The sequence below is a fragment of the Streptomyces bauhiniae genome (assembly GCF_004784475.1).
Taxonomy (GTDB): domain Bacteria; phylum Actinomycetota; class Actinomycetes; order Streptomycetales; family Streptomycetaceae; genus Streptomyces; species Streptomyces seoulensis.
The window spans coordinates 419,843-445,957 of sequence record NZ_SRRT01000001.1 but is presented as its reverse complement, the minus strand read 5'-3'; the positions used below and the strand labels follow the sequence as shown (position 1 = coordinate 445,957).

Below are 26,115 nucleotides of genomic sequence, written 5' to 3'. Positions count from 1 at the left end.
CTCGGAGCCGGGCGTTCGTCATTTCCCGGCGGACTTTTCCCGGTGCCGCTCCTCCGCCACCTTCAGCAGCAGCGCGCGCAGCCGTTCGCGGGAGCGGCCACGGGTCTTGACGGCGTGGCAGTTGGGGCAGAGGGCGACCATCTGGCTCGGGTGGTCGCGGCCGCCCAGGGTCAACTCCCGTACGTGGTCGACCTCCAGCAGCGGCAGCCCCCGGTCGGTCCGCTCGGCGGGGTGCCCGCCGCACTCCGGGTTCTCGCAGCGCCCCTCGCTGCGCCCCAGCACCAGCAGCCTCGCCGCAGAGGAGCGCACGGGCCGACTGCCCGTGACGGAGGACCGCCTGCCGTGCCGCCGCTCCTCCGTCAGCTCCAGCAGCCGGCAGCCCTGTTCGTACTCGGCGGCGGTGACCAGCCAGGGCTCCGGGTCACCGGGGCGGGCCTCGGGCCACTGGAGGTCCAGCGGGTCCGGCTCCGGCTCGGCGGGCGCCTCGGGCTCGGCGTACGGCAGCCCGAGGCGGGCGAGCAGGGGCGCCGGGTCGCGGTCGGCGAAGTACAGCTCCAGCAACTGCTCCTGCACGGCGAGCCGGGCCACGGCGGAGTCCCGGAAGAGGTCGTACACCTCCTCGGTGGGGCCGCCCAGCGGCTGGCGCGCGGTGAACCAGGGGCGCGGGTCGCCGTGGGCGGTGGGCGCGTCCGCCTGGCCGGGCAGGGACCACAGCCCGTCCTGGCTGAGGGACGCCACCGGGTAGTGCGGGCGCGCGGGCACTCCCGCCGCCGCCAGCGCCTCGCCCAGCTCCCGCTCCGTCCCGGACCAGGACAGCAGCCGCTCCGCCCCGCGCCGGGCCCGCCCCATGGCCCACAGCAGCGTCACCGGCTTGTACAGCGCCGGTGCGCCGGAGGAACGGTTCACCCGGAGGTGGGTGAGGCGGTGGAGCAGATCCTCCGGGGCCGTGCGGGTGGGGTGTGCCTGAGTCATGCCCGGAACCCTACGCAGGGTGTGCGGTCACGGCGTACCCCGTCGAGGCGCTACCTGCGGCGCAGGTCCGCCACCCTGGCGCGGTCGGTGGGCTGGTCGTTCAGGACTCCGCGGAGGGGGGAGCCGGGGACCTGGCCCCGGCGGGGGCCGGGGAGTTGGGAGGAGCGTTGGCCGCGGGGGGCCTGGGGTTGGTCGGGCGCCGGGGCGCCGGGCACCGTGATCTGCACGCCCTGGTCGGCCAGGGCCTGGAGTTCGGTGGCGGCGCGGTCGTCGTGGGGCGGGGGCTCGTCGGTGACCAGGCGGGTGATCGCCTCCGTGGGCACCGTACGGAACATGGTGTCCGTACCCAGCTTGGTGTGGTCGGCGAGGACCACGACCTCGGAGGCGGCCTGGACCAGGGCCCGGTCCACGGAGGCCGACAGCATGTTGGACGTGGACAGCCCGCGCTCGGCGGTCAGGCCGCTCCCGGAGAGGAACGCCTTGGAGACGCGCAGCCCTTGGAGGGACTGCTCGGCGCCGGAGCCCACCAGGGCGTAGTTGGAGCCCCTCAGGGTGCCGCCGGTCATGACGACCTCCACCCGGTTGGCATGGGCCAGCGCCTGTGCCACCAGCAGGGAGTTGGTCACCACGGTCAGACCCGGTACCCGGGCCAGTCTGCGGGCCAGCTCCTGGGTGGTCGTACCGGCGCCGACCACGATGGCCTCGCCCTCTTCGACCAGCCCCGCGGCGACATCGGCGATGGCCGTCTTCTCCGCGGTCGCGAGATGGGATTTCTGCGGAAAGCCGGATTCTCGCGTGAATCCACCCGGCAGTACCGCACCGCCATGCCGGCGGTCGAGGAGTCCTTCTGCCTCCAGCGCGCGCACGTCCCGCCGTACGGTCACTTCGGAGGTCTGGACGACGCGGGCGAGTTCACGGAGCGACACGGCCCCGTTCGCTCGCACCATTTCGAGGATCAGTTGACGACGTTCTGCAGCGAACACGAAACTGACAGTAACCCCAACGACCGTCTGCTTTCAGCAGTTTGCGCCGAATAGCAGAAGTTGTTCGCAACCGGACCCTGGAAGTGATATAGGGACCTACCGGCCGACTATGCCGCCCGCATGGGCCGCCGGGGCCCCGCCGCTCAGCCCGCCCCGCCCGCCTTACGGGTCTGCAACTGGCGGGCCACCTCGGCGATCGAGCCGGACAGCGAGGGGTAGACCGTGAACGCCTTGGCGATCTGCTCGACCGTCAGGTTGTTGTCGACCGCGATCGAGATGGGGTGGATGAGCTCCGAGGCGCGCGGCGCCACGACCACACCGCCGACCACGATCCCGGTACCGGGCCGGCAGAAGATCTTGACGAAGCCGTCCCGGATGCCCTGCATCTTCGCGCGCGGGTTGCGCAGCAGCGGCAGCTTCACCACACGCGCGTCGATCTTGCCCGCGTCCACGTCCGCCTGGCTGTAGCCGACGGTGGCGATCTCGGGGTCGGTGAAGACGTTGGAGGAGACCGTCTTGAGGTCGAGCGGGGCCACCGCGTCGCCGAGGAAGTGGTAGACCGCGATCCGGCCCTGCATCGCCGCGACGGAGGCCAGCGCGAAGACGCCGGTCACGTCACCGGCCGCGTACACGCCGGGCGCGCTGGTGCGGGAGACTTTGTCGGTCCAGATGTGCCCGGAGTCGCGCAGCTTGACGCCGGCCTCCTCCAGGCCGAGCCCGGCGCTGTTCGGGATCGCGCCGACCGCCATCAGACAGTGCGTACCGGTGATCACGCGGCCGTCGGCGAGGGTGACCTCGACCCGGTCGCCGACCCGCTTGGCGGACTGGGCGCGGGAGCGGGCCATCACGTTCATACCCCTGCGGCGGAAGACGTCCTCCAGCACGGCGGCGGCGTCCGGGTCCTCACCGGGCAGCACGCGGTCGCGCGAGGAGACCAGGGTGACCTTGGAGCCGAGCGCCTGGTACGCACCGGCGAACTCGGCGCCGGTGACGCCGGAGCCCACCACGATCAGCTCTTCGGGCAGCTCGGTGAGGTCGTAGACCTGGGTCCAGTTGAGGATGCGCTCGCCGTCCGGCTGGGCGTCGGGCAGCTCGCGCGGGTGGCCGCCGGTGGCGATGAGCACGGCGTCGGCGGTGAGGGTCTCCTCGGTGCCGTCGGCGGCGGTGACGACGACCTTGCGGGAGCCGTCGAGGGCCTGCATGCCCTCCAGCCGGCCCCGGCCGCGCATGACGCGGGCGCCGGCGCGGGTGACGGAGGCGGTGATGTCGTGGGACTGCGCGAGCGCGAGCCGCTTCACCCGGCGGTTGACCTTGCCGAGGTCCACGCCGACCACGCGGGCCGCCTGCTCGATGTGCGGGGTGTCGTCGGCGACGATGATGCCCAGCTCCTCGTAGGAGGAGTCGAAGGTGGTCATCACCTCGGCCGTGGCGATGAGGGTCTTCGACGGCACGCAGTCGGTCAGCACCGACGCCCCGCCCAGACCGTCGCAGTCCACGACGGTCACCTCCGCGCCGAGCTGGGCGGCCGTCAGCGCCGCCTCGTATCCGCCGGGTCCGCCACCGATGATCACGATCCGAGTCACGTACCCCATTGTCCCGCACCCGGCGGGAAGCGGGTGCGGCGGGGCGGTAATGGACACCGCACACCCGTTGCGCAGCCGTTTTGCCCAGCCTTTGTCGAAATCTGCATGACAACGATCGCATTCCCATGGGCTCTGTCATCTACGCGCGTAGGAGAACACCGGCTACCCTCGTCCGCGTGAACGCATCTCTCCTTCCGGACGACCGCCAGGGCGACCCGCACGCCGCCGCCGACGCCGCCGCCGCGCGCCTGCGCGAACTCACCGGCGCCGAGACCCACGACGTCGCCCTCGTGATGGGCTCCGGCTGGGCCCCGGCCGTGGACGCCCTGGGCGAGCCCGACGCCGAGTTCCAGGTCACCGAGCTGCCCGGCTTCCCGCCGCCGGCCGTCGAGGGGCACGGCGGCAAGATCCGCTCGTACACCTTCGGTGACAAGCGCGCCCTGGTGTTCCTGGGCCGCACCCACTACTACGAGGGCCGCGGGGTCGCCGCCGTCGCGCACGGGGTCCGTACCGCCGTCGCCGCCGGCTGCAAGACCATCGTGCTGACCAACGGCTGCGGCGGTCTGCGCGAGGGCATGCGCCCCGGCCAGCCGGTGCTGATCAGCGACCACCTGAACCTGACGGCCACCTCCCCGATCGTCGGCGCCAACTTCGTCGACCTCACCGACCTGTACTCGCCGCGCCTGCGCGCCCTGTGCAAGGAGATCGACCCCTCCCTGGAGGAGGGCGTCTACGCGCAGTTCCCCGGCCCGCACTACGAGACCCCGGCCGAGATCCGCATGGCCCGCGTGATCGGCGCGGACCTGGTCGGCATGTCCACGGTGCTGGAGGCCATCGCCGCGCGCGAGGCCGGCGCCGAGGTGCTGGGCATCTCCCTGGTCACCAACCTCGCCGCCGGCATGACGGGCGAGCCGCTGAACCACGAGGAGGTCCTCCAGGCGGGCCGCGACTCGGCGGCGCGCATGGGCGAGCTGCTGGGCCAGGTGCTGAACCGGCTGTAGCCCGCTCAGGGGGTCGGAGAGTTCGAGAGAAAGGTTCACCCGAGGTGCAGGACGAAGTGATCGCACGGGCCCAGGCATGGCTGGCCGAGGACCCCGACGCGGAGACCCGCGAGGAGCTGGCGAAGCTCATCGACGCCGGGGACACGGCGGAGCTGACCGCGCGCTTCAGCGGCACGCTCCAGTTCGGCACCGCCGGGCTGCGCGGCGAGCTGGGCGCGGGCCCGATGCGGATGAACCGCGCCGTCGTGATCCGCGCCGCCGCAGGACTCGCCGCGTACCTGAAGGCGAAGGGCGAGACGGGCGGCCTGGTGGTCATCGGCTACGACGCCCGGCACAAGTCGGCCGACTTCGCGCGGGACACCGCCGCCGTGATCACCGGCGCCGGACTGCGCGCCGCCGTGCTGCCGCGCCCGCTGCCGACCCCGGTCCTCGCCTTCGCCATACGGCACCTGGGCGCGGTCGCGGGCGTGGAGGTCACCGCCAGCCACAACCCGCCGCGCGACAACGGCTACAAGGTGTACCTCGGCGACGGCTCCCAGATCGTGCCGCCCGCCGACGCGGAGATCGCCGCCGAGATCGACGCGGTGCGCGTGCTCGCCGACGTGCCCCGGCCCGAGGCGGGCTGGGAGGTGCTGGGCGACGAGGTACTGGACGCGTATCTGGCGCGTACGGACGCGGTGCTGGCCGAGGGGTCGGCCCGCAGTGCCCGTACCGTCTACACGGCGATGCACGGCGTCGGCAAGGACGTGCTGCTCGCGGCGTTCGCGCGGGCCGGGTTCCCGGAGCCGGTGCTGGTGGCCGAGCAGGCCGAGCCCGACCCGGACTTCCCGACCGTGGCCTTCCCCAACCCGGAGGAGCCCGGCGCGATGGACCTCGCCTTCGAACGGGCGACCGTCACCGAGCCGGACCTCGTCATCGCCAACGACCCCGACGCGGACCGCTGCGCGGTGGCCGTACGCGACGGCGGCGACTGGCGGATGCTGCGCGGCGACGAGGTGGGCGCGCTGCTCGCCGCGCACCTGGTGGGCCGGGGCGTCACGGGCACCTTCGCGGAGTCCATCGTCTCCTCCTCGCTGCTGGGCCGGATCGCCGAGAAGGCGGGCCTCGGCTACGAGGAGACCCTGACGGGCTTCAAGTGGATCGCCCGCGTGGACGGCCTGCGGTACGGGTACGAGGAGGCGCTCGGCTACTGCGTCGACCCCGAGGGCGTACGGGACAAGGACGGCATCACCGCCGCGCTGCTCATCACCGAGCTGGCGTCGGAGCTGAAGGAGTCCGGCCGGACCCTGCTCGACCTCCTCGACGACCTCGCGCTGGAGCACGGCCTGCACGCCACGGACCAGCTCTCGGTACGGGTGGAGGACCTGTCGGTCATCGCGTCCGCCATGCGCCGCCTGCGCGAACACCCGCCGACCTCCCTGGCGTCCCTCCCGGTCACCTCGGCGGAGGACCTCACCCGCGGCACGGCCACCCTCCCGCCCACGGACGGCCTCCGCTACACCCTCGACGGCGCCCGCGTCATCGTCCGCCCGAGCGGCACGGAACCCAAGCTGAAGTGCTACCTGGAGGTGGTGGTCCCGGTCGCGGACCGCTCGGCCCTCCCGGCGGCGCGTGCACGGGCTGCGGAGCTGCTGACGGCGATCAAGCGGGATCTGTCGGAGGCGGCGGGGATCTGAGGGGGCTTCCCCCAGGTCAAGAACTGCACAAGTACCCGGCGGCGGGGGCGTTTTGAGCCGCTAGGGTCCGCGTCATGACCATGAACATGACGCGTCGCAATCTGATCCGGGGCGGCACCGGCCTCGCCGCCGGTGCCGCCGCCGGGCTGGGGCTGCCCGCCCGGGCGGCAGTGGCCGCGCCCGTGGACAACCCGGCGAGCGTGCCGGGCGGGACCGCGCTGATCGATGTCGCCGCCGGGTCCACCCGCTGGCTGGCCGGGGTCGCCAACCAGGACAGTTCGACCACGCTCCAGGGCATCGCCTTCGACTCGGCGGCCGGGCACTTCTACACGCTCCAGGTGGCCGGGGCGAGCCAGATCGCCTACCTCCGCTCGGGCAGCCAGGTCGCGGTGACGGCGTCCATCGGCGGGGACGACCACGCGGAGTCGGGCGACCTCTGTCTGACCCGGCACGACATCGCCACCGGCGCGGTCAACGGGTACATGTACCTGCTGGGCTTCGGCCACGGGGTGTCCCTCGGGGTGCAGCCCGCGAGCGGGGGCAACCCGGCGTACGTGTGGACCGAGGCGGGGTCCGGGCGCAGCGGGTACGGGCAGGAGGTCGTCCGCTTCCCCTTCGCCACCAAGACCGTGCTGTGGACCAGCCACCCGTCGGTGCAGCGCTTCGGCTCACCGGACCCGGCGGCGACCTCCATGACGCCGTCGGTGGACGCGGACCACAACATCCTGCTGATCCGCTACGCGCTGGGCTCCGCGCACTGGTTCGCGGCGTACGACCTGGCCGCGGCGTCGGCCACGGCCGGCACCGGCGCCCTCCCGGCCCCCCTGGCCCGCATCCAGCAGCCCCCGCTCTACAAGTACAAGGCCGACGGCACCCCGGACCCCACCACCCCGGCAACCTTCCAGGGCTTCACGTCCTACGGCCAGTACGTCTACATGCTCGACGGCGACCCCCGCACGACTCCCCCGTCCAGCACCCTCACGGGCACCGACAAGTGGGCCATCCACACCACGTCCTTCGACCTCAACGGCACGGCGAACAACCCCACGACGGGCTACATCACCAGCACCCACTCGGAGGCGGACGCGGCAGCGGACCCGCGCGAGCCGGAAGGAATGGCGATCTACACGGGCGCGGGCGCGCCTCGGCTGTGCTTCGGGATTACGAACAACTCGGGCAGCAACAGGCAGTTCGACCTTTATTACAAGTCATGAGAACGGGTCAGGTACCCGGCCGGATGGCCGGGTACCTGACCTTGCGCGAGGAGCTGGTGCTCCATGGGTTCCGGAACTCAGTCGCCCGGAATGGGAGCCACAGTCACCCGTCCGTCCTGGAGGTACTCGATCAGGACGGAGCTGCCAAGAGGGTGCATCCAGAAGTGCATGTCCGCGTCCATGAAGTCCAGGGACCGGCGAATCGCCACTTCCACAGGCATCTCGACACTCGGCATCGACAGGTCACCCCAGAAGACGACCACGGAGCGGCCTTCGCCCGCGTACGGGGACAAATACTCCGCCGCCACTCGCGCCCAGTCCTCGTCGGTCTCACACATCTGCCGGTCGGTGTGCGGACTCCGGCTCCAGTCGAGGTCCGCCCCACCCGATACGGGGAACCGGGAAAGACTCAGCCTCCTGAGCGCCTGGGTCTCCTCGGCAGTGAGCTTCCGAACACGGCGACCATCCGCGTCCGTGGCGTCGTTCATGAATGCCGGCAGGTAGTCCGGTTCGGTGCCGTAGAACTCGTAACCTCTCACGTGTTCCTCCTGAGCCACGGCGTCACGCTGCTTCCCGGCCATCTGATGGCCCACTTCCTCACCGTGCCCTTCTTACCGGTCATGACGTTGATGTGCGTTCCCTTCTTGTCGTCCACGTCGAGACGGAATTCCCGGTACTCGCCATTGCTCTTCGCTCTGAAGCCCGTGACGCGACCGAATGTCTCCACCGCGGCCTCCAGAGTTCCCCTCATGGTCTTCCTGGACCCGACGTCGAGTTTTCCGACGATCGCCAGGCCGCGGTTCCTGGCCTGCTCGAAGGAGCCCGCGTCGACGGTCACTTCACTCGTCGGGTCCTCAGGATCGCAGTCGCAAACCTCCGAGTGTCCGGGGACGGCACCATCGCAGTTGTGCACGAGCATCGCGGCGCCAAGGTCGACTGCGGGCTCGTCGACCGTCGTCACCGAGTCGCCGGACAGCACGTAGTACGTGTGCAGCCCGTCCACGCTGAGGTCGTACGTCACGCGGCTGGCCGTGTACGCCTTGGTGCGGACGATCGTCACCGGGGTGCCGGCGGCGCTCTGGAGTGTCTGGCCGGGCCTCAGCTTGCCGGCCTGGGTCCAGGCGTTGTGGCCGACCTCGTAGAACTGGTGGTGCTTGGTGGTCTGGATCGTCTTCGGGCCCGACTTCGTGGCCACGACGACATCGACGTAGTCACGGTCAGTCTTGGTGATGATCGAGTTCTTGACCTTGTGCTTCTCGTGCCCCTTCTTGCCGGGCTCCGCCGTGAGGACGTAGTCACCGGCCTTCACCTGGGAGATCGGTTTCGTGAGGGCGTTCGCCATCAGGACACCGGTCGCACCGGTGAAACTGTGCTTGGTCGGGCAGCCCGTGGCCTTGGGCTTGTCCCCGCCCCCCTCCGACTTCCGGCCGTACTTGCCCGCCACCGCGCCGAAGACGCCGCCTGTGGCCGCGCCGACTGCCGATGCCTTGGCTGCGCCGCTTGCGCTGCAACCCTCCTGACTGGAGGCGCAGGAGACGCCGTAGCCGACCGCGCCTTCGGCGGCGCCGCCCGCGGCGCCCATGGCCGCGCCCTGGAGCGCCTTGCCGCCAACGCCGGCGAGCAGACGGCCCACCGCGCCGGAGGCCGCGCCACCCGCGGCACCGCCCAGCGCCCCGGTCGCCGCACCGATGGCCACCGATCCGAGGAACCCGCCGACCGTCTTGGGGCCGTCGCTCAGCATGTAGCCGACACCGTTGGCCGCGGCGCCCGCCAGGGCCGCGCAGCCGACCGCGCCGACACCCCATGTGGCCGCCGTGCACCCGGCGAAGACCGCGACGCCGACAGCCACCGAGGCGATGGTCGCCGCATGCTGTTTGACGAACTTGCTCGTCGCCTTGTAGGCGCTCGTCGCCGCACGCCCGGCCTTCTTCAGCGCGCTCTTGCCCTTGGCGACCAGCTTGTTCTTCGCGCTGACCGCGGCCTTGTGGAGCGCCTGTCCCTTCCGTTTGACGGTCTGTATGACCCGGTGGGCATAGCGTCTGTACGGCTTGAGTTTGCGTTTGACGTAGGTCTTGGCCCGCTCGTAGTGGTCGTGGACGATCCGGACCACCTTGCGCGCCTTGCGGATGTAGGGCTTGAGGCGCTTCTTGGCCGCGGCCTTGTAGTGCTTGACCGCCTTGGTGACCTTCTTCCAGCCCGACTTGACCTTCTTCGCGACCTTCTTCTTGTACTTGTGGTACGCCTTCTTCAGGAAGCTGAACCAGTGCCCGGTCGGGTCCGTGCCCGTCATCGGGTTCTGGTTGGCGTACGCGTAGGCGTTGGCGTTCACCGAGTCCGGCAGCGGGTCGTTGCCGACCGTGTCCCGGCTGTTGAACTGGCCCGTCTCCGGCGAGTACCAGCGCGCGGCCATGTTGACCTCGGCCGTCGCCGGGTCGGTCCAGCCGGACTGGTAGCCGAGGTTGCCCAGCATCCCCGCCGTGGCGGAGACCTTGCCGAACGGCGTGTACGTGCTCGAACCCGCCAGCGCCTCACCGGAGTCGGTGAACTGCGCCACCATGTCGTCGTGCAGGTCGGTCAGGGCCAGCGCGGACGCCACGCCCGACTTCACACCGAGCACCGAACCGTCCGGATTGCGGCTGTAGGACGTGGTGCCGTCGGAGGCCACCTCGTTGCCCATGCCGCTGTACCGGAACGAGAAGACACTCGAGCCGTCCGCGTCCTTCGCGTCGAGCACCCGGTCCAGACCGTCGTACGCGTACGTCCGGTCGCCCTCGTTGACGACGCGGCCGAACGCGTCCGACTTCACCTGGGTCTTGGTGCCCCCCTCGTCGGTGACGGTCCGCAGGGTGCCCCGCGTGGTGTACGCGTAGGTGCTGTGGCCGTCCGAGGTGAGCCGGTTGCGGGCGTCGTAGGTGTAGGTGTCGCCGCCGACGCGGGTGCGGTTGCCCGAGGCGTCGTAGCCGTAGACCTCGGTCGTCGTCCCGTTGTTCCAGGACGTCAGCCGGTCCGACCAGTCGTAGCCGTAGGTGTTGGCGGACGCCCCCGCGACCCCGGTCGTGGTCTTCGACGTCAGGTTGTCGTTGTCGTCCCACCCGAGGGTGAGCGAGGCGAGCACCTTGCCGCCGGGCGAGGTGAGCTTGTCGCCGGTCAGCCGCTGGAGCGAGTCGTAGCTGAAGGTGCGCTTGGACTTGCCCGTGCCGTAGTCGATCTGGGTGACGGCGTTGTCGACGTTGTAGCTGTAGGTCGACGTCGAGCCGGTCACTCCGTCATTGACCGTCTTCAGCCGGCCCGCCGTGTCGTACCCGTAGGTCGACGTGCCCGAGGCGTCCGTGCGGGACGTCATCGCGCCGTCGCCGTTGTAGGCGAACGACGAGCTGCCCGACGGTCCGGACGCCGAGAGCAGCGCCCCCCGGTCGTCGTAGGTGAAGGTGTCGCGGTCCTCTCCCGCTCCGGCCACGGCCGTGACGCGGTCGTCGGAGTCGTAGGCGTAGGTGTGGTCGGCCGTCGCGGCCTCGGCATCGGAACCGGTCTGCTTCACCAGCCGGCTCTTGACGTCGTACTCGTCCGTGACGACCACACCGCCCGGTGAACGCTCCTCCTTTACGCGCCCGTTGGCGTCGTACACCGTGGTGAAGGTGCGGTCCGCCGCCTCCGGCTGGTCGGGGGTGGACGGCTCGACGAGGGACTCGGGGAGACCCCAGTTGTTGTAGGTGGTGATGAACGGGTTGCCGCGGCCGTCGGTGTAGCGCGTGCGGTTGCCCGCCACGTCGTAGCCGAAGGACGTGGTGATCGACTCGGTCGCGGAGACGGGCTCCACCGCCTTGGTCACCAGGTTGGTGGCGTCCACGGTGAAGGTGGTGGTGTGGCCCCGCGCGTCGGTCACCGACACCGGGTTGCCGGCCCGGTCGTAGCTCGTGCGGCTGGTGCGCAGGACGGCGCCGCTCGCATCGAGGTCGCTGGTGGCGACCAGTTGACCGAACCCGTCGTAGGTGTTCCGGGTACTGGTGTTGTCGGCGTCCGTCGTGGTGAGGACGTCGCCGTCCTTGGTGTAGGTGTACTTGGAGACGTTGCCCGCGCCGTCGGTCATCTCGGTGACGTCGCCGAGGGCGTTGTACTTGTACGACTCCGAGACCCCGCTCGGGCTCACCCGCCGGGAGAGTTCACCGCCGGGCGCGTTGTACTCGTTGATCGCCGTGTAGGCCCGCGGCGCCGGCTGGCGCACGACGTCCGTGCTGGTCAGCTCGTTGCCCAGGTAGTCCCAGGTGGACTCCTGACGTGCGCCGCCGGCGGTCTGTGACGACAGCAGGTCGCCATTGGTGTCGTAGACCATGGTCGACGTGCCGCCGCCCGGGTCCGTGACGGACGCGATGTCGCCGAGCTGGGTGTACGTGTACGTCCTGCGGTTGCCCAGCGGGTCGACCTCCGCCGTGACCTGGCCGAGCTTGTTGTACTCGTTCCAGGACGTGGCAGTGATCGGCGCCGAGGCACCCGGCGGTGTGTAGTCGGGCAGCTTGGTGGAGGTCTCCTGGCCCTCCGCGTCGTAGGCGGTGGTCGTGACGTTGCCGAGTGGGTCGGACGTCTCGGTCGTCTCACCGAAGGTGTTGTAGCCGGTCGTCGAGATGGGGCGGACCGCGCTGGCCGCGCCGCCGTCCTTCTCGGCGTTGACGACCGGCTCGGTGACCATGGTCTGCTGAGCCGCCTCGTCGTAGGCGTAGTCGGTGGTGTTGCCCGACACGTCGGTCATCGACGTCGGCAGACCCCGCTGGTCCAGCTTCCAGCTGGTCGAGCGCACCGAGCTGCCGGCCGCCGGAAGCGTGCCGCCCGCCAGCGCGGACACCTGGGACGCGCTCAGCGCGTCGCCGTAGACCTGTACGTCGGCGATGGAGCCCTGTGCGTTCTCGGCGTAGGTGCCGTTGAACAGGCGGCGGCCGATCTGCAGCGGTCCCGTGGCCTCCCAGGGTGAGGTGAAGGACGTCGTGGTGCCGGACTGGGCGCCGTTGACGTACAGCTTCAGCGAGGCGGACGCCTGGTCGTACACACCGGTGAGGTGGGTCCAGGTGCCGGTCTTGACCGCGGCGGTGCCGGAGCTGGTCCGGACGGTCGCGGCGCCGGCGGCGTCCGTGGAGTGGCGGTTGAAGGTCCAGCCGTAGGCCGTGGAGTAGTAGAGCTGAAAACCGCTGTTGAGCTTGCCGTCCTGGGCGAGGACGGTGCTGTTGGCGGCGGTGGTGCCGAGCTTGACCCAGGCGGAGACGGTGAAGTCGCCGCTGGTGTTGACCGCCGGGCCGTCCGCCTGCCCGTAGGCGGTGGCCGTGCCGTTGAGGACGGCGGAACCGCCCTTCTCGGTGGAGCGGGTGACCGAACTGCCCAGCGTCACCTTGTTGTTGCCGCCGGAGGAGTCCTGGGCGGTGAGACCACTGGTCTCCGACAGCTTCCAGCGGCCGACCGGCGCCGTGGTGCCGTCGTGCGTGGTGGAGCCGGTGATGTTGCCCAGGCTGTCGTAGCGGTTGTCGGTGCGGTCGACGTCTCCGGTGGCCGGATCGGTCTCCGTCCGCGACACCACGTTGTCGTCCGGGTCGTAGGACACCTTGGTGCTGCGGTTGGCTCCGGCCGGGTCCAGCACGGAGGAGGCGACCCGGTCGGCGGCGTCCACCGCGAAGGTGGAGGTCGTCCGGCCGTCGTCGGTGACCTGCTTGGTCAGGTTCCCGGCGAGGTCGTAGGTGTTGGCCTCCTCGACGAACTGCTTGCCGTTCGCCGGGTCCTTGCGGGTGACCGAGGCGGACAGGCCGTCGTCGGTGAAGGTGTACGCGGTCACCCAGCCCATGGCGTCGGTGATCGACGCGAGCCGTCCGGCCGGGTCGTACGCCCGTGACTCCTGGACCAGGGTCGTCGGCGCCGACGGGTTGTTCGGGTCGCCGGTGTAGTCGAGCAGACTGGTGGTGAGCGGCCGCTGCTGGGCGTCGTAGGTGTAGGTGTTGACCGTCCCCAGCGGGTCGGTCTCCTTCACCTTGTTGCCGTAGGCGTCGTACTCGAACGACGTGGTGCCGCCGCCGGGGTCCGTCCGCGAGGCGAGCCGGTTGTAGGCGTCGTACGTCATGGACGTCGACCGGGTGGCGTCACCGCCCCGGACGTCGGCCACCGTCTGGGAGAGCACGTTGCCGTCGTCGTCGAAGCCCGTGGTGGTCTTCGCCTGGTGCACCGCGCCGGTGACGCGGTTGGTGACGGCGGGGCTGGTCTCGGTGACGACCTGGTCGTTCTTGTCGTACGTCTGGGTCGTGGTGAGACCGGCCGGCTGGGAGTCGGAGGTCTCCGTGCGGGAGAGCTGCCGGCCCAGCTTGTCGTAGGTGTACGCGATCTTCGCGCCGTTGGCATCGGTGACCGTGGCGAGGTCGCCGGTGGCGAAGTAGGTGTACTTCGTCGTCCGGCCGCCCGGTGTGGTGACCGTGTCCGTCAGGCCGGCCGGCGCCAGGGCGCCGCCGCCCTCGGCGGCCGGGGTGGACGCCGTGGTGTAGGTGGTGGTGGCCGTACGGCCGCCCGGACTGCCGGGGACCGGGGGGCTGGTGACCGACAGCAGGTTTCCGCCGGTGTCGTAGGAGTAGCTGGTGAGGTAGGTGTTGTCGGTGGGGCTCGAGGAACGGCCGTCCCGCTCGGTGAGCAGCAGGTCGTTGCGCGGGTCCATCGCCGGGAAGGCGGTCGTGGCGTCCGGGTAGTACGTGTAGTACTCGGTGGCGCACTTGTCCGCCGCCGTGTCCTGGCAACTGGTCTGCGAGACCGTGTTGCCGCGCACGTCGTAACCCGTCGTGCTCCGGTTGCCGTTGGCGTCGGTCACGGTGTGCAGGAAGCCGCCCGTGTCGTAGCCGTAGGTCGTCCGGTTGCCGTCGGTGTCGATCGCGGCCAGCAGACGGTTGCCCATCTCCGCGTCGTAGACGTACTTCAGCGTCTTGTCGGCCGGGTCGGTCAGCGTGACCGTGCGCACCGGGGCGACACCGGACGACGCCTTGTACGCCGACCAGTGCTGCTCGACCTGGTCCTCGGTCAGCGGGTGGCCGTACGTGGCGACCTCGGCGATGGAGCCGTCGAAGAAGCTCAGGTCACCGGGAGCGGACTCCCAGGACTTGGCGAAGCCCGCGCCGACGAAGGACCGCGTGTTGCTCTGGTCGCCCACCGCGCCGGTGTAGTCGGCCTGCTTGGTGCCGTCCAGGTACATCGTCTGGGTGGTGCCGGAGGCCGACAGCACCGCGTGGTGCCAGGTGCCGTCGGTGACAGCGGCCGTGGAGCCGAAGGCACCGGAGCCGGTGGCACTCCACCAGTGGCCGTGCAGCTTGCCGTCGGTACCCACGTACAGCAGCGGATTCCAGGACCCGGACGGGGTGCCGGCCGGCGCCTTGGCCTGGTCGGAGAGGATCACACCGGGTGCGCTGGTCTTGAACCACAGCTCGACGGCACGGTCGCCCGACCGGTGCCAGGGGGCGTACGGGATCTCGGCGTACGACGACGTGCCGTCGAAGGACGCCGCGGTCACGTCACCGGCGCCGAACGGACCGGCCACACCCTCCGTGACGGTGTTGTACGTGCCGAACCCGGTGTGCAGCTCGTTGGCCGCCTGCTGCGCGCCCAGGGTGTCGGCCAGCCGCCAGTAGCCGGCCGGGGCCGAGCCCATCACCGCCGAGCGGTAGACCTGCGAGGAGCCGGTGACGACGGGCGGGTTGAGCTTCCAGGTGCCGCCCTCGGCGTCCGTGGCCTGCTTGACCAGGTCGTCGGTGGTGCCGTAGACGACCGACGCCTGGGTCTTGCCGCCGGGCGTGGTGATCTTGTTCAGCAGCCCGGCGGACCGCTTGGCGGCCTGGTACTGCGCGGTGATCACCGAGGGGTCGAGCGGCTCGGAGTAGACGGCGGCCTCGGCCATCTGGCCCGTGTAGTGCCCGAGCTTGTCGTTCGGGTTCATCGAGGGCCAGCCGTCGGTGTTCACACCGGCGCCGAGGGAGAGGTACGGCTGCTCCCAGTCGTTGATGGTGCCGCTCAGCGAGCCCTGGGAGACACCGTCGAGGTACAGGGTCTGGCTGGTTGCCATGCCCGTGAGCACGGCGTTGTGCCACTGGCCGTCGGTGACGGCGGCCGTCGAGGTGATGGTGGACATGCAGCCCGGCGACATGGCGAGGCAGCCGCGCAGCTTGCCGTCGGTGCCGACGTACACGGCGGGCGTGTTCTTCTTGGTGTGGCCGACCGGGTCGGAGTCGCTCAGCGGCTTGTCGCCGTAGTAGAAGAGGACACCGCCCGCGGTGGTGGTCTTGAACCACAGCGAGACCGTCATGTACGACGGCGTGGCACCCGGCGCGCTCGGCATCTCCACGTAGGAGGTGGTGCCGTTGAAGGCGGCCGTCTTCTGGGTGGAGCCCGCGAGCACGGACGCGCCGCCCAGCGTCACATTGTGGTACAGACCGTTGTAGCGGCCCTGGTTGTTGTCGACGGAGTCCGCCGCGACGGTGACACCGGACGCCTCACCGAGCCGCCAGTAGGCGTACGGGTCGGCGTCCAGCACCGTGGTGCGGTAGTGGTTGCCGGTGGCGTAGCCGTAGGTGGTGCACTTGGTGGGGGTGCCGGGCGGGCAGACCGAGGTGAGCTGGTCGCCGCTGTAGCCGTAGTTCCAGGTCTGGACCGTGGAGGAGTCGGACGCGACCGCCGCGTCGGTCGCGACCGAGGCGACGTGCGCCGTGGTGGCGCCGGACGGCGTGACCCAGGTCAGGGCGAGCGAGCGCTGCGACTTCTCGTTGGTGATCTTCGTGAGCTGCTTGGAGGTGTTGTAGGTGAACTTCTCCGTGCGGCCCGCGTAGTCCTTGATGCCGGCTATCGCCTTCGTGCCCGCCTTGGCGGTGGGCTGGGTGAAGGCGTACTCGGTGAAGTCCTTGTCCGTCAGCGCGTAGCCGTCGGTGACCGGCTGGAGGCGCGCGTACCGGCCGAGCGGGGGCTGGAAGGTGCCGTCGGTGTTGCGGCCGAAGGCGACCTGCTCACCACCGGGGTAGGTGATGATCACGCTGGTGACGGTGCCGGCGGGGTTCTTGACCTCGGCGGCCTTCATGTCGGCGACCGTCGACCAGCCGGCGCCGAAGGCACCGTCGACCCGCGGGTCGATGCTGTTGTACGAGCGGCCGATCTCCAGCGAGGGACCGACCACCTCGACGTCCGCGTCGGTGTCGTCGGTGGTGTAGTTGGCGTCGCTCGGGTCGAAGTCGTGGCCGTCGGTGTTCTGGGCGAGGCCCGAGGTGACCGGCGGCTGGGGCACGGCGGTGGTGAAGCGGCTGGAGTACGTCGTCTCGGCGAGTCCGTCGCTCACCCCCGCGTACCAGGCGTAATTCTTGGACCACTTGAGCTTGCCCGCCGGTATCTTCCAGCTTCCCTTGGTCAGGGCGCCGGAGGTGACGACGGGCGTGGTGCTGCCGGAGTCGGCGTCGTACACCTCGAAGCTGTACGACAGCGCCGCGTTGGGCGCCTTGTCGGCGTCGCTCGCGTAGACGAGCAGCTCCGGCTGGAGGGTGTTGGCCTGGAAGTTCTCCGGCGGGTACGAGGCGTTGACCTGCGGCTCGACATTGGTGCCGTAGGTCAGGTCGAGCGAGGGACGCCAGGCCGCGGTGGCGGAGTCGTCGGAGTGGAACTTTTTCCAGTGCAGGCCGTCACCGGTCGGCGCGGCCAGCGCCAGGCCGTAGTTGATCCCGCCCGCGGCGACCTGGGTGAACCAGGACGTCGACAGCGGCACCGGCATCTTCACCCCGACACCGGTGCTGCCGGTGCTGTTGGAGCAGGAGGCACCCGGGTCGGGCGTGGCGGAGCCGAGGGCCGCGCCGTAGGACGGGCCGGGGTAGGTGGTGGTCGTCGACGGGGACCACGACTGGGTCACCGGGTAGACGGAGAACGCCTCCGGTGTGCAGGTCGCGGACCACAGCGCCCAGACGTTCAGGGTGGCGGCGGAGACCTGTCGGCCGGCGATCGTCGAACCCAGCGACGAGAACTGGAGGAAGGAGTTCGCCTTGGTGGTGCCCGCGTCGTACGAACCGACCTTGATCTGGTTCTCCGCCGAGCGGTTGGAGCTGTAGTCGTTCTGGACGTACGTCGCCTGGCTGGCGTTCACGACCGTGGTGGGGTCGACGGTGACGGGGTAGACCCGCTCGGGGTCGTCCAGCCAGTCCCGGTCGGCGGTCATCCGCAGCGCGGGTTCGCCGTCCACGGTGGTCAGTTCGTAGCGGACCTCGTGGGACCGGGCGCCGTCGCCGGAGCGGCGGTCGATGCGCGAGTCCTCCATGTAGGCATGGGGGACGGTCGCGGCCACCTTGCCGTCGGCGCCGGTGAACTCCACGTCGCCGTCGTCGGCGATGCGCGGGGTCAGGCCCTTCGCGTCCAGCGCGAACAGCCAGGAGTTGTCCGCGTCCTTGGAGCGCAGGACGAGGTTCTCCTTGAAGCCGTCCGCGATCGGCGCGAGCTGCACGTCGGTGCCGGGCAGGGCGTCCGCGTACAGCAGGGTGCCGTTCTCGTCCTCGGACGCCTTCTTCTCACGGGCGCCGATGAGGGAGTACGCGACCGAACGGCCGCTGCCGAGACCGAGGGAGGCCAGCCGGTCGTCGGCCGCGTCCGGGGCGAAGTCGACGTCGACGGAGTTGGCGGTCTGCTCGAACCGGCCGTCGTCAGTCTTCTTCAGGCTGGTGTCGATCGGCGTCCAGGTGCCGTCCGCCGACTTGTAGTTGGCCCGTACGTCGTAGTGGCGGACGGTGGTGGAGCCGTCGGCGTTGACGAAGTAGTCGGAGGTCGCGGTGGACTTCCTGGCGTCCCGCTCGCTGGTGCGGGGGTTGAAGCTCTTCGCTGAGGCCAGGGCCTTGGTGGTGGTCTTCTCGGGCCGGCTCACATGGCGGTGGTAGGCGCCGAGTTCGCCCTTGCCGCGGCCCGGCTTGTGACCGGCCGTGCGGTGGGTGCTGGTGGCCGCCGCCGAGGCGTGGTGGCTCTTGCCCCGGGCGGTGCCGCCCTGCTGGTCAGGGGTGTCGAGGGAAGAGCTGTGGGCCCACTTCACCAGGCCGGCGAAGGAGAGTTCGGGCATGCTCAGCGCCGGCAGGGTGGCGCCGGTGGCCGCCGCTGTCTCGGTGGTGAGCATGAAGGTGAGAGAGACAAGTACAGAAAGAGCCGTAGCCCTCGCTCGACGTCTGCCGGAACCGCCCGGCGGGAACAAGCGAGGGCTACGGACCCAGCGAATACGCATGGGAGAGCCTTAACTTAAGAAGTCAGCAAAACTTCGTAAGTTTTTCTCAGATTCGATCACTTGCCCTACACATGACCCTCACTTTTAGCTGATCTTTACTACAACTCCCCGTGTATCACTGCCCGGAGGCGTCCACGGCCCGCTTGATCGCGTCGGCCACCGTCTCCGGGAGCGCGTCGCCCGGCTTGGCCACGGTGACGTTTCCCGCCTTGTGGTCGGCCGCACTTGACGCCCCGTCGACCAGGACGAAACGCACCTCGGGATGCTTCGCGGCCGCCTCGTGGGCGACCCGCGCCTGGGGGGTGCCGACCGCGATCAGGACACCGCAGTGGCGCTGCATCAGGCTGTTGAGGAAGGGCTGGGTGTTGGCCGACGACTGCGCGCCCGTCACCGGTACGTAGTTGATCCGGGCACGCGTCTGAAGCGACGCCCGCTGCATGCCCTGCCACGCCGAGGCCGCGTCGGTGCCCTGCGCGATGCCCTTGTCGCCGGTCAGCAGACAGGCGTCGAACTCCTTGTACTGGCGGGCGCGGGTGTCGGGCGGGCCGTCCTGCCGTCCGGCGAGATGGACCCCGGCCCCCACCGCCACCGCGACCAGCACCACGGCACCGGCGGCGATCCACGCCCTCCGGTCACGCGACAGCCGGGCCGCGGCCGTCATCGCGCGCAGGAGGCCCAGCCTGTACCGGTTCTCCGGCGCCTTCTTGTTCGCGCGCCAACCGCGCCGGGTCTTCACTGCCGTCTTTCCTCTGTCCTTCGGATGCGGGAGGTGGTGCGCGCGAAAGCGCGACGCGAGCGGGGCACAAAAATCGGCGGCGGCCGGAGTCTCTCCGTCCGCCGCCGACCGTGGCCGGGGTCAGCCCGTGATCAGCAGGACTGCCAGGAGTACGGCGCCCGCCAGGGCCGGGATGAGGATCTCGTAGGCCCAGCGGGTCGTGATCTCGCCCTGGGCGTGTTCCGCCTCGCCGTGGCGTTCGTGAAGGTCGCGGAGGTCGTCCATGATCTTGTCGGTCTCGGCGCGGGCGGGGCCGGCCGGGACGTCGGGGACGGAGGCGTCGCCGCCGAACACGCCGAAGCGGGGTCCGGCGAAGGGGCCGCCGCTGCTCCCGCGGGCCGCCTGCGCCGCCGCCTTCGCCCGCTTGTTGGCCGCGCGCTTGCGGGCGCGCAGCGAGACCGGGATCGCCCAGAGCTGGAACTTGGTGCCGGAGGTGGCCAGCGCCTCGTTGGAGTAGCCCGAGCGGAAGGCGGCCAGCTCGCCCCAGGGGAGGACGATCACGCGGAAGGGGTTGCGGACCCGGAGGCGTTCCTGGTTGGCGAAGACCGCCGGGCGCAGGGTGAACGCCGTCACCAGCGGCACGACCAGGATCATCACCGCCAGCGCCAGCCACGGCACCCGGCCGTGGCCGCGGAACAGCGCGTCGCAGCCGAGCCAGACGACGAGGGCCAGCACGAGCACACCGCCCACGAGTCCCATCGGCGAGCGGTAGATCCGGTCCCTGGCGGCGGGCACCACGGGCCGGGACGCGGGTGACTGGTGGTCCGGGGTCGTCATGGCCCCGATTGTGCACGAAGGGGGCGCGACCACCACCACCTGGCCCGAGACAGGAACGCATCCGTGACCTGCGGCGGTGTGACCCCGCACAACCCCGCCCCCGGGGCTATACAGCCGCTACGCGCGTAGATATGCTCGTCTGGTGACCATGCCCACCACTGCATCCCCCGCACAGGCTTTCGCCGACGTCACCGCGTCCGACAGCACGCTGCGCCGCTTTCTCCACGGGCTGCCCGGCGTCGACGCGGTCGGCCTGGAGGCGCGTGCCGCGTCGCTCGGTACCCGCTCGATCAAGACCACCGCGAAGGCGTACGCCATCGACCTCGCCATCTCGATGGTCGACCTGACCACGCTGGAAGGCGCGGACACCCCCGGCAAGGTCCGGGCGCTCGGCGCCAAGGCGGTCCACCCGGACCCCACGGACCGGGCCACCCCGACGACCGCGGCCGTCTGCGTCTACCCCGACATGGTGGCCGTCGCCAAGGAGGCCGTCGCCGGTTCCGGCGTCAAGGTCGCCTCGGTCGCCACCGCCTTCCCGGCCGGCCGCGCCGCCCTCGGCGTGAAGCTGGCCGACGTGCGCGACGCGGTCGCGGCGGGCGCCGACGAGATCGACATGGTCATCGACCGGGGCGCGTTCCTCGCGGGCGACTACCTCAAGGTGTACGACGAGATCACCGCCGTGAGGGAAGCCTGCGGGACCAGTGCCCGGCTGAAGGTCATCTTCGAGACCGGCGAGCTGTCCACGTACGACAACATCCGCCGCGCGAGCTGGCTGGGCATGATGGCGGGCGCGGACTTCATCAAGACGTCCACCGGCAAGGTCGCGGTCAACGCCACCCCCGCCAACACCCTGCTGATGCTGGAGGCGGTGCGCGACTTCCGCGCGCAGACCGGCGTCCAGGTCGGCGTGAAGCCCGCCGGCGGCATCCGCACCACCAAGGACGCGGTCAAGTTCCTGGTGCTGGTCAACGAGACCGCGGGCCAGGACTGGCTGGACAACCACTGGTTCCGCTTCGGCGCCTCCTCGCTGCTGAACGACCTGCTGATGCAGCGTCAGAAGCTGGCCACCGGCCGCTACTCCGGCCCCGACTACGTGACGGTGGACTGATCACCATGGGTTCCCTCTTCGAGTACGCACCGGCGCCGGAGTCCCGCGCCGTCGTCGACATCGCCCCCTCCTACGGCCTCTTCATCGACGGCGAGTTCACCGACTCCGCCGACGGCAAGGTCTTCAAGACCGTCTCCCCCGCCACCGAGGAGGTCCTCTCCGAGGTCGCCCAGGCCGGCGAGGCGGACGTGGACCGCGCGGTCAAGGCCGCCCGCAAGGCGTTCGCGTCCTGGTCGGCGCTGCCCGGCGCCGAGCGCGCCAAGTACCTGTTCCGCATCGCCCGCATCATCCAGGAGCGCAGCCGCGAGCTGGCCGTGCTGGAGACGCTGGACAACGGCAAGCCGATCAAGGAGACCCGCGACGCGGACCTCCCCCTGGTCGCCGCCCACTTCTTCTACTACGCGGGCTGGGCCGACAAGCTCGACCACGCGGGCTTCGGCGCGAACCCCCGCCCCCTCGGCGTCGCCGGCCAGGTCATCCCCTGGAACTTCCCCCTGCTGATGCTGGCGTGGAAGATCGCCCCGGCGCTGGCCACCGGCAACACGGTCGTCCTCAAGCCCGCCGAGACCACCCCGCTGTCCGCCCTGTTCTTCGCGGACATCTGCCGCCAGGCGGGCCTGCCCAAGGGTGTCGTCAACATCCTGCCGGGCTACGGCGACGCGGGCGCGGCGCTGGTCGGCCACCCCGACGTGAACAAGGTCGCCTTCACCGGCTCCACGGCCGTCGGCAAGGAGATCGCCCGTACGGTCGCGGGCACCAGCAAGAAGCTCACGCTGGAGCTGGGCGGCAAGGGCGCCAACATCGTCTTCGACGACGCCCCGATCGACCAGGCCGTCGAGGGCATCGTCACCGGCATCTTCTTCAACCAGGGCCAGGTCTGCTGCGCGGGCTCGCGGCTGCTGGTCCAGGAGTCGATCCAGGACGAGCTGCTGGACGCCCTCAAGCGCCGCCTGTCCACGCTGCGCCTCGGCGACCCGCTGGACAAGAACACCGACATCGGCGCGATCAACTCCGCCGAGCAGCTCGCCCGGATCACCGCGCTGGCCGAGAAGGGCGAGGCGGAGGGTGCCGAGCGCTGGTCCCCGGCGTGCAAACTCCCGTCGTCCGGTTACTGGTTCGCCCCGACGCTGTTCACGAACGTCACCCAGGCGCACACCATCGCCCGCGACGAGATCTTCGGCCCGGTGCTGTCGGTCCTCTCCTTCCGTACCCCGGACGAGGTCGTCGCCAAGGCCAACAACACCCAGTACGGGCTGTCGGCGGGCATCTGGACCGAGAAGGGCTCCCGCATCCTGGCCGTGGCGAACAAGCTGCGCGCCGGGGTCGTCTGGTCCAACACGTTCAACAAGTTCGACCCGACCTCGCCGTTCGGCGGTTACAAGGAGTCGGGCTTCGGCCGCGAGGGCGGCCGCCACGGCCTGGAGGCGTACCTCGATGTCTGAGAAGTCCGAGAAGTCCGAAGCAAGGCTCAGTGTCTTCAAGACCTACAAGCTGTACGTCGGGGGCAAGTTCCCCCGCTCCGAAAGCGGCCGGGTGTACGAGGTAACCGACTCCAAGAACAACTGGCTGGCGAACGCGCCCCTCTCGTCCCGCAAGGACGCCCGTGACGCGGTCGTGGCCGCGCGCAAGGCGTTCGGCGGCTGGTCCGGCGCGACCGCGTACAACCGCGGTCAGGTGCTCTACCGGGTGGCCGAGATGCTGGAGGGCCGCAAGGAGCAGTTCGTCCGCGAGGTCGCCGAGGCCGAGGGCCTGTCCAAGGCGAAGGCCGCCGCCGTCGTGGACGCGGCGATCGACCGCTGGGTCTGGTACGCCGGCTGGACCGACAAGATCGCCCAGGTCGTGGGCGGCGCAAACCCGGTCGCGGGCCCGTACTTCAACCTCTCCTCGCCCGAGCCGACCGGTGTGGTCGCGGTGCTGGCCCCGCAGGACTCGTCCTTCCTGGGCCTGGTCTCGGTGCTGGCCCCGGTGATCGCCACCGGCAACACCGCGGTCGTCGTCGCCTCCGCCAAGGCCCCGCTGCCCGCCCTGTCCCTCGGCGAGGTGCTGGCCACCTCCGACGTGCCGGGCGGTGTCGTCAACATCCTGTCGGGCGGTACGGCCGAGCTGGGCGCGCCGCTCGCCGCACACCAGGACGTCAACGCGATCGACCTCGCGGGCGCGGACGCGGAACTGGCCAAGGAGCTGGAGATCGCGGCGGCGGACAACCTCAAGCGGGTTCTCCGTCCACAGCCTGTGGATTACACGGCGACTCCGGGCACCGACCGCCTGACGGCGTTCCTGGAGACCAAGACGGTCTGGCACCCCACGGGTGCGCTGGGAGCGTCGGGCTCGTCGTACTGAGCCGAGCGACACACGGAAGCCGCGCCGTCCCTTCACCGCGAAGGGGTGGCGCGGCTTTCGCGCGTGTCAGCCCTTCGGCGTGAGCAGCCCCAGGGCCTGCCCGACGACCGGGACCGCGCCGAAGGACGGGGCCTGGGCGATCGGGGCGGTCAGCGCCAGGGTGTTGAGCGGCTTGAAGTCGGCGATGGTGGTGCCGATGCCGTTGTTCAGCGGGTCGGTGCCGGTGCCGGCCAGCGGGTTGGGCTTGAGGCCGGCGATGGTGCCGGTGGCGTAACCGACCGACGTGGCAAGCGCGTTCACCCCGGACTGCGGGTTGATGTCGCCGATGTCGGCGGAGCGCAGCGGCGGCACGTCCACCAGCGGCGCGGCCGTCTCGGCGTGCGCCGCGCTCGCGCCCGCCGCCAGCGCGGCTCCGGCCGACGCGAGAGCGATCAGGGCGCGCCGTGCGGCGGGCCGGCGGAGAGACCGGGGTACGGAATGTCGGGCCATCGGTGGTGCCGCCTTCTGGTGCGCAGGGTAATACGGTCGACACGTAGGGTAGTTGAGATGTGACGCACGCTCCAATGCGGACCCGCGGGGTCGGCAGGACGGCTGCCATGCGTCAAACTGGTGTTCCGTGAGCATCCATCCCCCGTCCCCCGCCCGTGTGGTGCTGTTGTGCGGCCCCTCCGGTTCGGGCAAGTCACTCGTCGCCGCCCTCTCCGGGCTGCCCGTGCTGCGCCTCGACGACTTCTACAAGGAGGGCGACGACCCCACCCTGCCGGTGGTGGACGGAAGCTCGGACATCGACTGGGACCACCCCCGGTCCTGGGACGCCGACGTGGCCCTCGCGGCGATCGCCCGCCTGTGCGCGTCCGGCGCGACCCCGGTGCCGGTGTACGACATCTCGCTGAGCGCCCGTACCGGCGAGGACACCCTGAGCATCGGCCGTACCCCGCTGTTCATCGCCGAGGGCATCTTCGCGGCGGAGATCGTCGGGCGCTGCCGGGAGCTCGGGCTGCTGGCGGACGCGCTGTGTCTGACCCGGGGTCCGGTCACCACCTTCCGGCGCCGTTTCCTGCGGGATCTGAAGGAGGGGCGCAAGTCGGTGCCGTTCCTGCTGCGCCGGGGCTGGCGGCTGCTGCGCGCGGAACGCTCGATCGTGTCCCGCCAGGTGGCCCTGGGCGCCCACGCCTGCGGCCGGGACGAGGCGCTGAGCCGGATGGCGGCGGCCGCGGCGGGCCGGCAGGCCCGGCAGCAGACGGCGGCGTGACGGGGCGCGGACATGCGAAAGCGGGACTGTACGGCCCCCCAGCCGTCCAGCCCCGCCTCCGGGTGATCCCCCGTTTTCCCCCGTGGTTCCCCCGTGTTTCCCCTTACGGGTTCCCGCGCGGACCCTCCCCCCGGTGGGCCCCCGCGATTCCCCGTTTCCCCTCGGGCCGAGCCGTGACGGCTCGTTCCCCCCGTTCCCCCGTGGGTCCGTCCCCCGACGGACCCGTCCTTCAGGCCACCAGCTCGCCGAAGGCGTCCTCGTGGTCCCGGCCGAAGCTCAGGACCTCGTCCTCGCGCAGGCGCCGCAGCGAGCGCCAGATGCTGGACTTCACCGTGCCGACGCTGATGCCGAGTATGTCGGCGATCTCCGGGTCGGTACGGCCCTCGTAGTACCGCAGCACCAGCATGGTGCGCTGCGGCTCGGGCAGCCGGGCGAGCGCCTGCCACAGGACGGCGCGCAGCTCGGTGCCGCGCATCGCGTCCGTCCCGGCGGGCGTCTCCGGCAGTTCCTCGGTCGGGTACTCGTTCAGCTTGCGGCGGCGCCACGCGCTGATGTGCAGGTTGGTCATGGTGCGGCGGAGGTACCCGCCGACCGCGGCCTTGTCGCTGATCCGCTCCCACGCCCGGTAGGTCGAGAACAGCGCGCTCTGCAGCAGGTCCTCGGCCTCGAAGCGGTCGCCGGTCAGGTGGTAGGCGGTCGCGTACAGGGAGGCGCGGCGCTCCTGGACGTAGGCGGTGAACTCCGCCTCCGTCAGCGAGCGACGCTCCCCCGGTTCCTCCCTGTGCGCGCTTCCCCCGTGCGCCTCCCCCGTGCGGGCGTCGACCACCGTCATATACCCGGTGTGCTGACGCCCGGTGCCGCGGGCGCACCCCCGTGCTCCCTGGGACTCGCGGCCGCGAGGCGGCAGCGTGGTCCCGGCACCGGACTTCCCGGAGTTCCCAGAAGCCGCAGCCCCCCGGTGTGCGTCGTGCAGACGCGTGACCACTGCGCTGGTGCTCATGCCGTGCGGCGTGTTCATCTCGCGCTCCCCGTCGTGGACTTCCGGTGCTCGGCGGCCGGTGGTGCTCTCCCGCCTGCCGAAAAGCTTGCCGATCGTCCTTCATGGCCGTGTCCGCCGACTGTCACAGAACTGTCACAGGGGCCGTCGCGGGCGGGTCGCAGCAGGTCCCGGCGGGCGGAAGCTGGCAAAGGGCCGTTT

At 70.7% G+C, this 26,115-nt stretch carries 16 protein-coding genes; 7 read left to right on the top strand and 9 right to left on the bottom strand.

The genetic code is table 11. The features are described from left to right. Positions 1–18: 18 nt before the first annotated feature. From E5083_RS02140 to E5083_RS02130, 3 genes are all read right to left on the bottom strand, one after another. Positions 19–972: an HNH endonuclease signature motif containing protein gene (locus E5083_RS02140; protein ID WP_135783868.1), complete on the bottom strand. Its 954-nt coding sequence runs from the start codon at positions 970–972 to the stop codon at positions 19–21. 50 nt (positions 973–1,022) lie between these two features. Next, positions 1,023–1,955 carry a DeoR/GlpR family DNA-binding transcription regulator gene (locus E5083_RS02135; RefSeq protein ID WP_135783867.1) on the bottom strand — a complete coding sequence of 311 codons (933 nt, stop codon included), beginning with the start codon at positions 1,953–1,955 and terminating at the stop codon, positions 1,023–1,025. Positions 1,956–2,098: 143 nt separating this feature from the next. Continuing rightward, positions 2,099–3,547, bottom strand: coding sequence for an NAD(P)H-quinone dehydrogenase (locus tag E5083_RS02130; RefSeq protein ID WP_135783866.1), 1,449 nt, complete (start codon positions 3,545–3,547; stop codon positions 2,099–2,101). A 167-nt stretch (positions 3,548–3,714) separates the two neighbouring features. On the opposite strand from E5083_RS02130, the gene E5083_RS02125 reads away from it, so the two are divergent. The 3 genes from E5083_RS02125 to E5083_RS02115 all read left to right on the top strand — a co-directional run bounded on the left by E5083_RS02125 (position 3,715) and on the right by E5083_RS02115 (position 7,429). Beyond that, complete coding sequence (locus E5083_RS02125; RefSeq protein ID WP_030806759.1) at positions 3,715–4,539, top strand: purine-nucleoside phosphorylase; 825 nt, start codon at positions 3,715–3,717, stop codon at positions 4,537–4,539. A 44-nt stretch (positions 4,540–4,583) separates the two neighbouring features. Beyond that, positions 4,584–6,215, top strand: a complete 1,632-nt coding sequence (locus tag E5083_RS02120) for a phospho-sugar mutase (RefSeq protein WP_135783865.1) — start codon at positions 4,584–4,586, stop codon at positions 6,213–6,215. A gap of 74 nt (positions 6,216–6,289) precedes the next feature. Next, entirely contained in the window at positions 6,290–7,429 is a 1,140-nt protein-coding gene (locus E5083_RS02115) for a hypothetical protein (RefSeq protein ID WP_135783864.1), read from the top strand. Positions 7,430–7,506: 77 nt separating this feature from the next. On the opposite strand, the gene E5083_RS02110 is transcribed toward E5083_RS02115, so the two are convergent. The 4 genes from E5083_RS02110 to E5083_RS02095 form a co-directional block, all read right to left on the bottom strand. Continuing rightward, positions 7,507–8,010, bottom strand: a complete 504-nt coding sequence (locus tag E5083_RS02110) for a hypothetical protein (protein ID WP_135783863.1) — start codon at positions 8,008–8,010, stop codon at positions 7,507–7,509. Beyond that, a complete protein-coding gene (locus E5083_RS02105) occupies positions 7,965–18,560 on the bottom strand; it encodes a LamG-like jellyroll fold domain-containing protein (protein WP_244317354.1) in 10,596 nt (3,531 codons plus the stop codon). The genes E5083_RS02110 and E5083_RS02105 overlap by 46 nt, the downstream gene beginning before the upstream one ends. A gap of 220 nt (positions 18,561–18,780) precedes the next feature. After that, entirely contained in the window at positions 18,781–19,401 is a 621-nt protein-coding gene (locus E5083_RS02100) for a type 1 periplasmic-binding domain-containing protein (protein WP_167513434.1), read from the bottom strand. Between the two features lie 120 nt (positions 19,402–19,521). Next, positions 19,522–20,217: a PH domain-containing protein gene (locus E5083_RS02095; protein ID WP_135783861.1), complete on the bottom strand. Its 696-nt coding sequence runs from the start codon at positions 20,215–20,217 to the stop codon at positions 19,522–19,524. Positions 20,218–20,359: 142 nt separating this feature from the next. Here E5083_RS02095 and deoC point away from each other — a divergent pair, with 142 nt between their 5' ends. The 3 genes from deoC to E5083_RS02080 are packed head-to-tail and all read left to right on the top strand — an operon-like array spanning position 20,360 to position 23,665. Further along, complete coding sequence (gene deoC / locus E5083_RS02090; protein ID WP_425276683.1) at positions 20,360–21,325, top strand: deoxyribose-phosphate aldolase; 966 nt, start codon at positions 20,360–20,362, stop codon at positions 21,323–21,325. A gap of 5 nt (positions 21,326–21,330) precedes the next feature. Next, positions 21,331–22,767, top strand: a complete 1,437-nt coding sequence (locus E5083_RS02085; protein WP_135783859.1) for an aldehyde dehydrogenase family protein — start codon at positions 21,331–21,333, stop codon at positions 22,765–22,767. Further along, positions 22,760–23,665, top strand: a complete 906-nt coding sequence (locus tag E5083_RS02080) for an aldehyde dehydrogenase family protein (protein WP_135783858.1) — start codon at positions 22,760–22,762, stop codon at positions 23,663–23,665. Before E5083_RS02085 ends, E5083_RS02080 begins: the two co-directional genes overlap by 8 nt. A gap of 66 nt (positions 23,666–23,731) precedes the next feature. On the opposite strand, the gene E5083_RS02075 is transcribed toward E5083_RS02080, so the two are convergent. After that, positions 23,732–24,154, bottom strand: a complete 423-nt coding sequence (locus tag E5083_RS02075) for a hypothetical protein (RefSeq protein WP_135783857.1) — start codon at positions 24,152–24,154, stop codon at positions 23,732–23,734. 160 nt (positions 24,155–24,314) lie between these two features. Between E5083_RS02075 and E5083_RS02070 the strand changes: the two genes are divergently transcribed. Then, positions 24,315–24,917 (top strand): uridine kinase family protein, encoded by a 603-nt coding sequence (locus E5083_RS02070; RefSeq protein ID WP_135784394.1) that lies wholly within the window; start codon positions 24,315–24,317, stop codon positions 24,915–24,917. Between the two features lie 229 nt (positions 24,918–25,146). Here E5083_RS02070 and E5083_RS02065 read toward each other — a convergent pair whose 3' ends face one another. Further along, on the bottom strand, positions 25,147–25,935 hold the full coding sequence (locus E5083_RS02065; protein WP_135783856.1) for a SigE family RNA polymerase sigma factor: 789 nt from the start codon (positions 25,933–25,935) through the stop codon (positions 25,147–25,149). Positions 25,936–26,115 lie beyond the last annotated feature (180 nt).

Bases quoted from the DNA above. Each gene is read 5' to 3' on its own strand.
- E5083_RS02140 (WP_135783868.1), bottom strand. From the start codon at position 972: ATGACTCAGGCACACCCCACCCGCACGGCCCCGGAGGATCTGCTCCAC.
- E5083_RS02130 (WP_135783866.1), bottom strand. From the start codon at position 3,547: ATGGGGTACGTGACTCGGATCGTGATCATCGGTGGCGGACCCGGCGGA.
- E5083_RS02115 (WP_135783864.1), top strand. From the start codon at position 6,290: ATGACCATGAACATGACGCGTCGCAATCTGATCCGGGGCGGCACCGGC.
- E5083_RS02110 (WP_135783863.1), bottom strand. From the start codon at position 8,010: ATGGCCGGGAAGCAGCGTGACGCCGTGGCTCAGGAGGAACACGTGAGA.
- E5083_RS02105 (WP_244317354.1), bottom strand. From the start codon at position 18,560: ATGCTCACCACCGAGACAGCGGCGGCCACCGGCGCCACCCTGCCGGCG.
- E5083_RS02095 (WP_135783861.1), bottom strand. From the start codon at position 20,217: ATGACGACCCCGGACCACCAGTCACCCGCGTCCCGGCCCGTGGTGCCC.
- E5083_RS02085 (WP_135783859.1), top strand. From the start codon at position 21,331: ATGGGTTCCCTCTTCGAGTACGCACCGGCGCCGGAGTCCCGCGCCGTC.
- E5083_RS02080 (WP_135783858.1), top strand. From the start codon at position 22,760: ATGTCTGAGAAGTCCGAGAAGTCCGAAGCAAGGCTCAGTGTCTTCAAG.
- E5083_RS02075 (WP_135783857.1), bottom strand. From the start codon at position 24,154: ATGGCCCGACATTCCGTACCCCGGTCTCTCCGCCGGCCCGCCGCACGG.
- E5083_RS02065 (WP_135783856.1), bottom strand. From the start codon at position 25,935: ATGAACACGCCGCACGGCATGAGCACCAGCGCAGTGGTCACGCGTCTG.